Source organism: Flavobacterium sp. GW821-FHT12A05 (assembly GCF_058807735.1).
The window spans coordinates 712,431-725,807 of record NZ_JBXAQY010000003.1 but is presented as its reverse complement, the minus strand read 5'-3'; the positions used below and the strand labels follow the sequence as shown (position 1 = coordinate 725,807).

Genomic DNA, 13,377 nt, shown 5'->3' with positions numbered 1-13,377 from the left:
ATCATTCTAATGAATAGTAAAAATAAAAGAATAGTCCTGCATCAAATGTGGACTACTAAATCGCTGGTATTCATGATTTTCATGCTTTTTCTTTCGGCAGGAATGTTTGCTCAGGGAAAAAAACTGATTACAGGTACCGTTTATGACAATACGGGCACGGTATTACCGGGGGCTTCGGTATTAGAAACTGGAACCAGAAATGCAACTACAACAGATTTTGACGGAAAATTTACACTGGAGGTAGCCGTAGGTGGTTCTATCGAAGTTTCGTTTATTGGATCAACAACTCAAAAAGTTCAAATTACAGCATCGTCTTCAAAATTAGATATTCATTTACAAAATGATGGATACCAATTAAATGAAGTTCAGGTGGTATCTGTCGGTTATGGAACGCAGAAGAAATCTGATTTAACAGGAGCTATTTCGACCGTTACTGCAGAAAATTTATTAAAAGGAACGATTTCTTCTACAGAGCAGGTTTTGCAGGGAAAAGTAGCAGGGCTTAACATTATTCGTCCTTCGGGAGATCCTGCTGCGGGAGCAACAATACGTTTGCGTGGAGGAACTTCATTAACAGCAAGCAACAGTCCGCTTATTGTAGTTGACGGAATCGCTGGTGTTGATATCAACGTGGTACAGCCTTCAGATATTAAATCAGTAGATGTTCTTAAAGATGCTTCGGCAACAGCCATTTATGGATCAAGAGGAGCAAACGGAGTTATCATTATTACAACTAAATCAGGAACAAAAGGAGTTTCTGTAACGTACAGCGGTTTATCAAGTATTGGTTATGTTACAGACAATTTAGATCTTCTTTCTGCAAACCAATGGAGAGGCTACATGCGCGAAACCGGAAATAAAGATGCAATTGATTTTGGAGCTAATACAAACTGGCAGAAAGCAATTGAGCAGACAGCGATTTCTCAGTCTCATACTTTAAGCATTAATTCCGGAAAAACAGACAGTGGTTTTAGAGCTTCACTTTCGTACTTAAACAACGAAGGGGTTATTAAAAAATCAGGATTGGAAAGAATCAGCGGAAACGTAAGCGCTTATCAATATCTTGGAGATAACAAAGATGTAAAATTTGATATGGGATTATTTGCTAATATAGACAAATGGCATCCTATTGATTACACTATTTTTGAGCGTGCTTACAACTTAAATCCAACAATTCCGGTTTATGATGCAAACGGAAATTTTACTGCTGTTAATTATACGCTTTATGAAAACCCGGTAGAAATTTTAACCAACAGAACAGTGGATAACGAAAGACACAGACTTTTAGGTTATTTTAAAACTGAAGTTAAATTTTTGAATGATTTTCAGGCAGTTGCTAATATTTCATTAGAACATAACGCAGTAAAAGGCGGTTCTTATATTCCAACTTATGCTGTTATTACGGGCCGTACTGAATCTGGCCGTGCTCAAAGAACTTACGCAGAATATACAAATGCACAAGGAGAACTTTATGTAAATTATAATAAAGTGATCGACAAACACAATATCAGCGCTCTTGCGGGTTATTCTTATCTTGAGAATATTTACGAAGGTTTTGGAGCACAGCGTTCTGGCTTTGTAACAGATGCTTTTAGTTATAATAACTTAGGCGGAGGTTCTAACTACCGTTTAGGAGATGTGTATTCATACAAAGGAAAATCAAATTTAGTTTCTTTCTACGCACGTGCTAATTACGGGTACGATGGAAGATACCTGCTTACTGCGACAGTAAGACGTGATGGTTCAAGCCGTTTTGGAGAAAACAATAAATGGGGAACTTTTCCATCAGCATCTGCGGCGTGGAGAATTTCTAACGAAGAATTCATGAGCGGAACCAAAGACTGGTTAGGATCTTTAAAACTAAGAGTAGGTTATGGAGTTACAGGTAATCAGGACGGAATTGGCGAATACAAATCGTTATCAATTTTAGGAGTTGGAAGCGACAGTTATTACGATCCGGTTACAGGAAGATGGAGTTTAGCATATTCTCCAACACAAAATCCAAACCCTGATTTGAAATGGGAATCAACAAGACAATTAAATATTGGGGTAGATTTTACTTTATTCGACAGAATTACAGGTTCATTTGAATGGTACCAAAAAAATACAGACGATTTATTGTATACATACGAAGTTCCTCAGCCGCCATATTTAGTTGGAACAATGCTGGCAAACGTTGGAGAAATGTCTAACAAAGGAGTGGAACTTACTTTAAATGCTGATATCGTAAGAGGCGATAAATTTACATGGAATGCTAATTTAACGCTTGGACACAATGTTCAAAAAATCGAAAAACTGTCAAATCCTACCTATAAAACAGATGTTATTTACAGTGGTTCATTACACGGTTTATCTGGTATGTCTGGTCAATATTCTCAAATTATTGCGGAAGGATATCCAGTTGGAACTTTCTGGGGATTCAGAAATGCAGGACTTGATCCAAACGGAAAAATTCAATACTATAATGCTGCAGGAGATATCGTAGCAGAAAATGCTTTAGTAGATGGAGATAAAACAGATTTAGGAAATATTCAGCCTGATTTAACTTTAGGTATTGGTATGAACTTTACATACAAAAACTTCGACCTTGGAATTTCCGGATACGGAATGTTCGGTCAAAAAGCTTTAAATGCTACAAATATGATGTTGAACGATCCTAACAGATTACCAACTTATAACGTACCGGATGATTTCTTAAAAAGCGGTATTACATCTGCTCCAAAATATTCTGATTACTGGATCGAAGATGCTTCATTCTTTAGATTACAAACAGTATCTGTAGGTTATACACTGCCTTTAAAATACAAAAGCTCTAAGTTGAGATTTTACTTAATGGGAGAAAACCTTGCAGTATTTACGAAATACAAAGGAGTAGATCCGGAGATTGGATTAAATGCGCAAAACGGAGTAGGTCAAACAGGAGTAGTAGACCAAACAGGATTAGCAGGACCAGGTATAGAAAAATTCAACAATTACCCTAGACCAACTACAATTTCTGTTGGATTAAATTTCACGCTGAATAATTAAGCGATTAACTCAAAAATATAAAAAATGAAAATCAAAATAACAGCAGCATTATTAGTAAGCATGCTTTTTACGATATCATGTACCAATTTAAATGAGGATTTATACGATAAGGTACAGGATGGAAATTTTGGAAATACTCCAAAAGAAGTTGATGCATTGGTTGGTGGGGCTTATTCTTCGTTAAGAGGATTTGCTGATAATATTTCAAATAACTACCCAACCTGTGAATTTGTATTCTTTTTGAACGAAACCGTTTCAGACGAAGCTACAATTCCAACCAGAGGTACAAACTGGTACGATGGCGGTCAGTATCAGGATGCGCAAAAACATACCTGGAAAGCAGACAACCGTTTGATCCTTGCAGCCTGGCGTTACAACTACACCGGAATTGCAAAAATCAACGCTATTATTTATCAAATCGATAAATCGTCATTGGCAGCTAACGCAAAAGCACCAATTTACGCAGAATTAAAAGCGCTAAGAGCATATTACTATTATAATCTTTTAGATGCATTTGGAAATGTGCCAATCGTTACCAATTTTGAAGACACATCGCTGCCGTCAAATTCTACAAGAAAACAAGTTTACGATTTTGTAGAAAAAGAATTTCTGGATGCAATTCCTTATTTAACATCAAATGTGGTGTATTCAAAAATGACAAAAAATGTGGCCTATTCTATCTTAGCAAGATTATATCTTAACTCAGAAGTTTACATAGGAACACCACGCTGGCAAGATTGTATCAATATGTGCCAAAAAGTTGCCGGTTACACATTGACACCTGATTTCTTTGCCAATTTTGCAACAGAAAATCAGAAATCATCTGAAATTATTTTTGCAATTCCTTACGATTCAAAAGCAGGAACTGTTGGAAATTATATGAACTCAATGTCTTGCCACTACTTGCATAAATTAACCGTTTCTGCAACGGGAGATTATCCTTGGAGCGCTAACGGAATGTGTGCACAGCCGGGAGTATATTCTGCTTTTGCCGATACAGATAAAAGAAAGAAATGCATGGTGGCCGGAGAACAAATCAATCTGGCTACAGGAAACGTGATTATTATGGATAACGGAGAACCTCTTATCTATACAGAAGCCGTTACAAGTGTAGCTGCTGCCAAAGATAACGAAGGAGTTCGTTTAGGAAAATACGAAATGAAAGAGGGAGAAACCTGGGAACGTGACCACGATTTAGTATTAATTCGTTATGCCGAAATTTTAATGATGCAGGCAGAATGTTATGTACGTTTAGGTTCTCCAGATATGGCAAAACCTTTTGTACAGCAGATAACATCTCGCGCTGGTGCCGAAATGCCGGCAACAATCGACCTTCATTTTATCGATCAGGAATTACTTAGAGAATTTACTTTTGAAGGAAGAAGAAGAACAGATAATATTCGTTTTGGAACATTCTTCCTGCCATGGTGGGAAAAAGGACCAACAGAAAAATACAGAGGAATTTTCCCTATTCCAAGTACAGTAATAACTTCTAATAAAAATCTGGTACAAAATCCTGGGTATCCGGTGAATTAGGTTTCTTGAATGTCAGTCTTCCATGTTGGTTAGTCGTGGAAGGCTGACATACTTTTAAAAAACAAACATCAATATGAAAAGATATATCACATTATTGTTTTTTGGTATAATGAACATTTTAGTCACTTCCGGATGCAGCAGTGACGACAAAGGTTCAGATGAACCTGTAAAACCAGAAGCAATTGCACCGGTTGCAATTGAAAAAACAAACAGTACTAAAATTTACGTTCATTATATGCCTTGGTTTGAAACCAATGAAAGCAGCGCCGACAAAAAATGGGGCTATCACTGGACAATGGCAAACAAAAACCCGAATACAATAGGAGCAAACAACCGCAGAGAAATTGCATCGTATTATTATCCTCTTATCGGGCCGTATCATTCAGGCGATAAAAATGTGATTGAAAATCATTTATTATTGATGAAATATTCAGGAATTGATGGTGTATTAATCGATTGGTATGGCACTTATGACGTCAATGATTACAGAATGGTAAAAGAAAATACAGAACAGCTTATTGCAATGCTGGATAAAGTGGGATTAGAATATGCCATTGTTTACGAAGACAGGGTAACAACAAATGTTGTAAATGCCGGAAAAGCAATTTCGGTAACCAGCGCAGCAAAAACAGATTTAGCTTATATGGAGAAAAATTACTTTGACGATAAAAATTACATCAAAGTAAACGGAAAACCTTTATTGTTGAATTTTGGACCAATCGTATTGCAAACGCCTGCCGAATGGACAAACGTTTTCAATACCTTAACTACAAAACCTACTTTTTTAACACTATGGGATCAATCTATAGAAGCTGGGGCAAATGCCTCTGGAGAATATGCCTGGGTTTACAAAGACAATAGTTTCTTAACCAATTTTTACACCAATACAAAACCAAAACTTTCTGTTGCAATAGGAAGCGCTTATCCTGGTTTTAAAGATTTTTATGCCGAAGGCGGAGGCGGCACAGCAATAGGATGGACAATAGATCATAAAAACGGTGCAACTTTAGACGAAACACTTTCCTTAGCCAAAAATGCCAATCTAAACTATCTGCAGCTCATTACCTGGAACGACTTTGGAGAAGGTACCATGTTCGAACCAACGCTTGAATTTGGATACACTTACATCGAAAAAGTAAAAGCATTTGCCGGAGTAAAAAACACCGAATCTGTTTTTCCGGATATCAGTAAAATGTATAACCTGCGTGTAGAAAAGAAATCCAACGCCGATGCTCAGAAAAAACTAGATCAGGCCTTTAATTATTTTGTTTCGATGCAGCCAGCAAAAGCAAAACAGTTAATAAACGAAATAAAATAAGAGCCGTAATTAATACCAATACATAATGAGAAACATAAGATATAGATACTGTATAATCGCTTTAGCTTCAATGCTGGTTTTAGCCTGCAGTACTAAAAAAACATATAAAATCAATTCACCTGGAAAAGTTACCGAATTACTATTTGAATTAACACCATCAGGACAGCCGCAATACAGTTTTTCTAAAAACGGAAAATCAGTGATAGAACCTTCATTAATGGGATTTGAATTTCAGGGAATTCAAAAAATGACCGAAGGTTTTGAAGTGGTTTCCACCGAAGAAAAAACAGCCGATGAAACCTGGGAACAGCCTTGGGGTGAATTTAAAAAGGTTCGCGACCACCACAACGAATTGATTGTTCACTTAAAAGAATCAAAAGGAGAAGAACGTCTGGTTGATATTATTTTCAGGGTTTTTGATGATGGAGTAGGATTTCGATATGAGTTTCCAAAACAGCCTAATTTAGGAAAAGTGAAAATCTCAAATGAAATTACACAGTTTACTTTTAAATCAAATAACGATGTTTGGTGGATTCCCGTGCACCGCGAAAACAGTTATTATGAAAGTGAATACCGTAAAACGCCAGTTAGTAAAACCGATACGATTAATACGCCGGCAACTTTTGAAACAAAAGAAAAATTATACGTTGCGATTCACGAAGCCAATCTAACCGATTTTGCTTCGATGACGCTTTTAAAAACAAATGATAAACAATACAAAAGTGATTTAGTGCCGTGGGCAGATGGTGTAAAAGTATATGCCGAAACGCCATTTAAAACACCTTGGAGAACAATTGTTGTAGGTGAAAATCCGGGAGAGGTTGCCACTTCCACGATCATGCTGAATTTAAATGAACCTTCAAAAATTGAAGATCTTTCCTGGATTACACCTTCAAAATACATTGGAATCTGGTGGGGAATGCATTTAGAAAAATTCACCTGGGGGCAAGGACCAAAACACGGTGCTACAACAAAAAATACAAAAGAATATATTGATTTTGCTGCGAAAAACAATTTTGACGGCGTTCTGGTAGAAGGCTGGAACGAGGGCTGGGACGGCGACTGGACTGCCGATGGAACTGCATTTAGTTTTGTAAAAGCATACCCAGATTTTAATTTGGAAGAAATTACAAAATATGCTGCCATGAAAAATGTTCGTTTAATAGGACATCACGAAACAGCAGGCGCTTCTAAACATTATGAAAGCCAATTAGAAGATGCCTTTAAATTGTATCAAAAAATGGGCGTGAATTCAGTTAAAACGGGTTACGTAAACAAATATTTGGATAAAAAAGAATGGCACGACAGCCAGTATGCATCACGTCATTACAGAAAAGTAATCGAAACGGCTGCCAAATATCATATCATGATCGACAACCACGAACCAATTAAAGGAACAGGTTTACAGCGTACGTATCCAAACTTTATGTCTCAGGAAGGCGGTAGAGGACAGGAATACAATGCGTGGTCTGTAGACGGCGGAAACACGCCGCAGCATTTAACAACTTTACCGTTTACAAGAATGCTTTCGGGTCCGTTTGATTATACGCCGGGTAATTTCAATTTTGATTATAAAACGCCATCTGGAGCGCGTGTACAAACGACTTTAGCAAATCAATTGGCCTTATATGTTATTATTTTCAGTCCGCTGCAAATGGCTTCAGATTTACCGGAGAATTATGTAAACAAACCTGAATTTCAATTCATAAAAGAGGTGCCTTGCACCTGGTCTGATACTAAAGTTTTAGATTCAAAAATTGGAGAATACACGACAATCGCACGTAAAGACTGGGACGAGAAAAACTGGTACTTGGGTTCTATTACAAACAAAGATGCCAGAGATCTTAAAGTAACTTTATCTTTCTTAGATGCAGGAAAAGAATACGAAGCCGAAATTTATGCCGATGGAGCAGGAGCTGATTATAAAATAAATCCGTATCCGGTTACGATTTCAAAACAAAAAGTAAATAACAAAACAGTTTTAAATATCAAATTGGCAGCTGGAGGAGGAACAGCTATAAAATTTACTCCAATCGAGAAATAAGTAGTTTAGTTTGAGTTAAGTTAAGTTTGATGAACCCGATATCTTGAAAGAGATGTCGGGTTTGTTTTTTTGTTTCAAACGTAGATTTAACCGCAAAGCACACAAAGAATATTATATTGATTGCGCATAGAAAACACAAAGTTCGCAAAGCTTTATGTAGATTAAGCTTTCCGAACTTTGCGTTTTTATAAAATCCTTTATAATAAACCTTAGCTCCCGATAGCTATCGGGATTGCGGTTAAATTACCAAGGAGATTTCTAAGTTTAGAATTTATCCATTTCAATAAATTCACAATCCACAATTATCAATTATCAATTATCAATTATCAATCCACAATTATCAATTATAAATTATCAATTCACCATTAATAATTCACAATTAATCCTAGTGTTTATAAAACTTAACATGATTTCCAAAGCTGTAGGTTGCGGCAATCGTTGGGCCGTTGTAACCCCATTTAAAGAAACCATCGATTTTGGGTCTGGTAACATCTAGTCTGAAATTTAGTCCTGTGTAACCCGCTGTTAAACTGAAATCTTTGTAAACATTATACAAAACCGATAAATTATAGCTGATGATTCGGCCGTCGATATCGTCTATGGTAAGGGCAAAGTAATTTATGTTGGCATATAAACCCACTTTTTTGCCCAAAACAAATTCTCCCCAAATTCCAATATCAGGTAAAGGAGCGGTGAAGTTTACCGCGTCGTGATATTGTAATTCCTGGGTGTTAGCTTCTAGTCTTATACCTACATCGGCAAGCATTACGTGGGCACCAATCAATAAACCCAATTCGTATTTTGGTTTAGAGATAATGGCATATCCATAAGCAAACCGAATCATTTGGTTGTCTAAAAAAGACGAAACCCTTGCATCGATTGGATAAGTATGATCTTTAAATTCAATTTCTTTTTGAAGTGTTTTTGAAGCATTTCTTTTTAAATAAAAATACTCCAGATTAAAGCGGGATCTTCGCGAAGCACGCCATTCAAAAGTGCCAAAAAAGGAAGCAGTATTGGTATTAAAACCTAAATCACGTTCAAAATCAATATCAGTTCCAATTCTGCCATTTGTTCCGTTTACTTCAACTTCGGTATTGTTTACAGGAAAAAAGGCACCAGCTGTGACTTTGAATCTTCTTCCGTGCCAAGGCAGGTCATCGTCACTATAATTCTGAAGTTTATCTGAATTATACTGCGCATTAAGTAAGGTATTTTCTTCGGTTATTTCGGCAGTAGTTTGGGCATTTGCTGAAAGAAAGGAAAGGGGAATTATCAAAAAATAAACTAATTTTTTCATGAGATTGATGTTTAGGTTTATTAATGAAATTTTAACAATTAAAGTTAACAAAAAAAATCATTCAATTTTAATTTATCGTGTTTTATTATTTTGATATTCAGATGTATATGGGTTTTGTTTTGAAAATGTGACCGCGTGAGGGATAGGAACTGGCTGCCGAAGCAGCGTGTATAGCCCGACAGCATTCTGATAAGAGGGCACATAAGCGCAAAGTAAATTAGCCCTCTTATCAGGATGGTGGCACGCCCAGATTATAATATTAATTTGGATCGTTGAAATTTAAGTTTTAGAATTGATTTTTGCTATTGCCGATGTCATTTCCTATATTTGAATATAAACCCTTTGATATGAACAAAAATTTAAAACAATACTTCGTTAAGTCTTTTATTATTTTGGCCGTAATACATCTGGCTTATTTTTTATACGGTTATTTTACGTTTGAAGGAATTAAGAATATTGATATTTATTCGGAGTTTTACAGGTTTAAGTTTTATGATGATGTTTCGATTTCGCATTTTTTTGTGAGTGGTTTGTTCCTGTTTTTCTTTTTGATTTTTTTACTAAAAAACCATGCAAGACAACATTATTCTTTTGGTAAAATAGTACCAATTGGATTTTTATTACTGCTTATTTCCTTTTTTACTTTTACGTTTTTTGTTAGTTTTAGTTTCGGTCAAAATGCCAAACTTAGAGGAGAATTATCGCAGGAAAGTTATAATGAAGATAAAACGCTGCTGAATGTTCTAAATCCGTTTTTATACGGTTCAAGCTCGTATCATTCTGAAAAACTGTTCAATTACGAGAATATTTTATATCCAAAACCGTATCCGGTTATTAAAGAGGAAAAGCAGGTTTTAATTTACCACGATCAGTTTAATACTGAAACGACTTATTATAGTATTGATACTTTGAAGGTTTTAACAGAAACCTACAATAAAGTTTCCGGAAAGACTGATTCGATTCTGGATTTTGTGGGACTTGATAAAAATATTCTGAAAGATAGAATCATCAAAAAAATAATTGTTGGCGACAGTACGCAGGTTGTTTTTAAAGGTCAGGAAGTAAGTCCTGAATATGATAAAGACATTTGTATTTTCTTGCAGAATAAGTCTTTATACATGCCAATTCATAACGATTCGGTTAAAAAACAGCAATATCAGGCCGCCGTAAAACGCTATAAATTATTGTATAAATACAAACAGGATTCGCTTGAATATCAGTTTGCGAAATTGGATACTTTGTTTAAAAAATATAATATTGAAAGCTACGTAAAACCAAAGATAATTGTACCTGAAATTTTCTATTATGTAGAAAATCCCGACAGGTTATTTGGCGGACTAGATAGTAATTTTGATCACAAAGCTCTTCATGAAAAATTCCAGACTTTAGAGCGTTATTTTTACACTCCAAACTACCTGCATCCCACAATATTACCGATATTTTTTGCGGTCATATTTTCGGTTTGGATCGTTTTGTTTCTGTTTTATGTAGTGTTTAATAAAAAGAAACAGAAAGCTTAAGTAATAGCTTGTACACTCCTGCAAGGTTTCCAAAACCTTGTAGGTTTCTATATTATTTTATTGTTTTGCGAGTTATACCTACAAGGTTTTGGAAACCTTGCAGGAAAGCTCTTCGACTTCGCTCAGAGTGACAATCTAAAATCTAAAATCTACAATCTAAAATCAGCAATTCTAAACTCTATTATAATCTGCTCTCCAGTGTACGATTCCTTTTTTGATGGCGTCTCCCGTTAGGTTGTTTTTTAAGGCATCTTCTAAAAGAGGCAAGATTTCATCGTCTGGAGCAAATCGCAGGGCAAATATCTGATCGTCGGTTAGTTTGTGTTCAAACTCTTCCAGACGTTTTCCGGTTAAGGTGAAATAACGATAACGAAGTTCGAGGCGCACAATTCGGTTTTGTAAAGTAAGCGCATAATGCTGTCTGAGCATAAAAGCAAGACAAAACAGAAACACAAAAACAACGCTTATAAACGACCAGATAAGATAATCGCTTGTCGTACAAGCAAAGTAAATACTAAAGGCCAAAAACACCGTTAAAACCGGATAATACACGAAATGGTGCGGTATGTAAAATCGAATATGATTGTAATAAGTTTGAATTTTCATAATTAGGTGATTTGAAAATGTGTATAAAAAAAACAAAGCTACCCTAGAAATCTAGAATAGCTTTTTTCTCAAAAATAAACTAACATAACCAATGTTCTCTTTATAATCTAAACTTGTCACAGTTTGTCTTAGTAATATCTGTAATTTAAAAAAAGCCTTCCGTCATCATCAATCCGTATCATCCTGGCTTTGATTTCTTGATTGTAAAATTATAGCATGATGCGAAATTTCGTGTTATATTTTAAAGTTCAAAAGTTACATTATTTCAATATTTAGATTTTTTTTGTCACGAATTTATATTTATAATGAACCAATAATCTTCCATTCATCTAGTTTGGATTGAAACGATTTGCTGGCGTTTGCCGGACTTGTTGATGGAAGTGTAATAAGAGTATAAGTATTTTTTAAATGAACGTATTTTTTGAAGAATGCTGCAGCTTTTTGTCCGTTAAATAATATGGTCTTTATTTTTGGATGCTGTTTTAAAAATGTTTCAAAATCATTGGCGATTTCGTTTTTTATCGCGCTGTCTAAACTTCCTACGCGGTCGCAATATTGCAATACATCCCAAAGTGCAATTTTATTTTTTAGCAAAAGCGCTTTTTTAGTTTCATAATCGGCTGAAGGATTTTCATTGAAAATGGTAAACATAAATTTCCAGAAGTTGTTCTGGTTGTGTCCATAATATTGATTTAACTCTAAAGATTTGGTTCCGGGCATAGTGCCTAAAATCAATATGTTAGAATCTGGAGAACTTATAGGAGAAAAAGAATAGCTTTTCATTTATTGAATTAAGAAATAGTTTGTTTGAGTTAAAATTATCATTGATAAGTAATTATAAAACAATTGCAGAAAATTATATAACAATTTTGGTTTACGATTGAGCGAACTTTGAATTTGATTTTTAAACGGAATAACATTGGTTTAAAAATCTCATTTAAAATTACAGAATTTAAATCGAAACAAGATGAAAATAGTTACTATACATACAGAGAAAATTCAAAACATATTTGAAGAGTTGAATACAAACTTCGGCGGAAAAGTAACTTTTGACGTTGATGAGTATACACTAGAAGTAAATAACGGTTTTGCAAAAGGATCGATCAGCGGTGCGTCTTTTAATGATAATATTTCATACGTTCAGTTTGATATGACTTTTTCAGCCGATTTTAAATTGAATGTGATCAATGGAATATCATCTCCTATATATTTTGCATACTGCTCTAAAGGAAATCTTTCGCATAGTTTTGGACTTTCAGGCGAAGAACGAAAACTTAAAACGTTCCAGACTGCGATTGTTACTTCAAAGCTAAATCAGGATAATGTTTTGTTTTTTGAAAAAGATAAAAAAACAAAATTCACTTTAATAATTGTAGGAACACAATTGGAACCAAGCCATGCAAGTTCTTTGAATCAAATGGTAAGAGAAACCTTTTTTCAGGAAAAGCAGGAAGAAGAATTTTTTTATGCGGGTTCTTATAACTTGAAAATTGGAGAAAAAATAGAACAGTTAAATGCCATAACACAAACTGGAATTGTTAGGAATTTATTGAAAGAAGGAATTTTGAGAATTATTCTGGCAATGGAAATCCAACAACATACAGACGACTTAAATTCATTTGTAAAAGAAACAAACTGTTTGAATTTAAGAGAAATGGAAGAAATAAAAGAACTTTCGGAAGTTATAAAAGCCAATCCCGAAGAGCCTTTTACCATCAAATCTTTGAGTAAAAAATCAGGTCTTTCTCCAAACAAACTTCAGGAAGGTTTTAAAATGATCCACAACAGAACGGTAAACGATTATATCACACACATGCGCGTTCTAAAAGCCGAAATCTTAATTAGAACTTCTGACCTAAATATTTCCGAAATCGTATACTGCATTGGCTTTACCAGCAGAAGTTATTTCTCTAAAATCTTTAAAGAAAAATTTAACTGCAGCCCAAAAGAGTATAAGTTTAATTTGAATCCGTTGGCTATTACGGCCTAGGAAGGTGCAAAGGTTCAGAGGGACATAGGTACAAAG

General features: G+C 35.1%; 9 protein-coding genes. 6 read left to right on the top strand and 3 right to left on the bottom strand.

Annotated elements, in window-relative coordinates; all coding sequences use genetic code 11:
* Positions 1 to 9: 9 nt before the first annotated feature.
* The 4 genes from AC1RRQ_RS09510 (at position 10) to AC1RRQ_RS09495 (ending at position 7,925) form a co-directional block, all read left to right on the top strand.
* Positions 10 to 3,027, top strand: a complete 3,018-nt coding sequence (locus AC1RRQ_RS09510) for a SusC/RagA family TonB-linked outer membrane protein (protein ID WP_493022785.1) — start codon at positions 10 to 12, stop codon at positions 3,025 to 3,027.
* 24 nt (positions 3,028 to 3,051) lie between these two features.
* Entirely contained in the window at positions 3,052 to 4,563 is a 1,512-nt protein-coding gene (locus tag AC1RRQ_RS09505; protein WP_493022784.1) for a RagB/SusD family nutrient uptake outer membrane protein, read from the top strand.
* A gap of 73 nt (positions 4,564 to 4,636) precedes the next feature.
* Positions 4,637 to 5,881 carry a glycoside hydrolase family 99 protein gene (locus tag AC1RRQ_RS09500; protein ID WP_493022783.1) on the top strand — a complete coding sequence of 415 codons (1,245 nt, stop codon included), beginning with the start codon at positions 4,637 to 4,639 and terminating at the stop codon, positions 5,879 to 5,881.
* A gap of 25 nt (positions 5,882 to 5,906) precedes the next feature.
* Positions 5,907 to 7,925, top strand: a complete 2,019-nt coding sequence (locus AC1RRQ_RS09495) for a glycoside hydrolase family 97 protein (RefSeq protein ID WP_493022782.1) — start codon at positions 5,907 to 5,909, stop codon at positions 7,923 to 7,925.
* A 385-nt stretch (positions 7,926 to 8,310) separates the two neighbouring features.
* On the opposite strand, the gene AC1RRQ_RS09490 is transcribed toward AC1RRQ_RS09495, so the two are convergent.
* The gene (locus AC1RRQ_RS09490; protein WP_493022781.1) at positions 8,311 to 9,225 is read right to left on the bottom strand and encodes a hypothetical protein; all 915 of its coding nucleotides are present in this window, start codon (positions 9,223 to 9,225) and stop codon (positions 8,311 to 8,313) included.
* A gap of 347 nt (positions 9,226 to 9,572) precedes the next feature.
* Between AC1RRQ_RS09490 and AC1RRQ_RS09485 the strand changes: the two genes are divergently transcribed.
* Positions 9,573 to 10,745 (top strand): hypothetical protein, encoded by a 1,173-nt coding sequence (locus tag AC1RRQ_RS09485; RefSeq protein ID WP_493022780.1) that lies wholly within the window; start codon positions 9,573 to 9,575, stop codon positions 10,743 to 10,745.
* 171 nt (positions 10,746 to 10,916) lie between these two features.
* Here AC1RRQ_RS09485 and AC1RRQ_RS09480 read toward each other — a convergent pair whose 3' ends face one another.
* Together AC1RRQ_RS09480 and AC1RRQ_RS09475 are read right to left on the bottom strand one after the other, a co-directional pair.
* Positions 10,917 to 11,351, bottom strand: coding sequence for a DUF6526 family protein (locus AC1RRQ_RS09480; RefSeq protein WP_493022779.1), 435 nt, complete (start codon positions 11,349 to 11,351; stop codon positions 10,917 to 10,919).
* A 300-nt stretch (positions 11,352 to 11,651) separates the two neighbouring features.
* Positions 11,652 to 12,134 (bottom strand): DNA-deoxyinosine glycosylase, encoded by a 483-nt coding sequence (locus tag AC1RRQ_RS09475; RefSeq protein ID WP_493022778.1) that lies wholly within the window; start codon positions 12,132 to 12,134, stop codon positions 11,652 to 11,654.
* Between the two features lie 184 nt (positions 12,135 to 12,318).
* Here AC1RRQ_RS09475 and AC1RRQ_RS09470 point away from each other — a divergent pair, with 184 nt between their 5' ends.
* Entirely contained in the window at positions 12,319 to 13,341 is a 1,023-nt protein-coding gene (locus AC1RRQ_RS09470; protein WP_493022777.1) for a helix-turn-helix domain-containing protein, read from the top strand.
* Positions 13,342 to 13,377: the final 36 nt, after the last annotated feature.

Bases quoted from the DNA above. Each gene is read 5' to 3' on its own strand.
- AC1RRQ_RS09485 (WP_493022780.1), top strand. From the start codon at position 9,573: ATGAACAAAAATTTAAAACAATACTTCGTTAAGTCTTTTATTATTTTG.
- AC1RRQ_RS09510 (WP_493022785.1), top strand. From the start codon at position 10: ATGAATAGTAAAAATAAAAGAATAGTCCTGCATCAAATGTGGACTACT.
- AC1RRQ_RS09490 (WP_493022781.1), bottom strand. From the start codon at position 9,225: ATGAAAAAATTAGTTTATTTTTTGATAATTCCCCTTTCCTTTCTTTCA.
- AC1RRQ_RS09500 (WP_493022783.1), top strand. From the start codon at position 4,637: ATGAAAAGATATATCACATTATTGTTTTTTGGTATAATGAACATTTTA.
- AC1RRQ_RS09505 (WP_493022784.1), top strand. From the start codon at position 3,052: ATGAAAATCAAAATAACAGCAGCATTATTAGTAAGCATGCTTTTTACG.
- AC1RRQ_RS09475 (WP_493022778.1), bottom strand. From the start codon at position 12,134: ATGAAAAGCTATTCTTTTTCTCCTATAAGTTCTCCAGATTCTAACATA.
- AC1RRQ_RS09480 (WP_493022779.1), bottom strand. From the start codon at position 11,351: ATGAAAATTCAAACTTATTACAATCATATTCGATTTTACATACCGCAC.
- AC1RRQ_RS09470 (WP_493022777.1), top strand. From the start codon at position 12,319: ATGAAAATAGTTACTATACATACAGAGAAAATTCAAAACATATTTGAA.
- AC1RRQ_RS09495 (WP_493022782.1), top strand. From the start codon at position 5,907: ATGAGAAACATAAGATATAGATACTGTATAATCGCTTTAGCTTCAATG.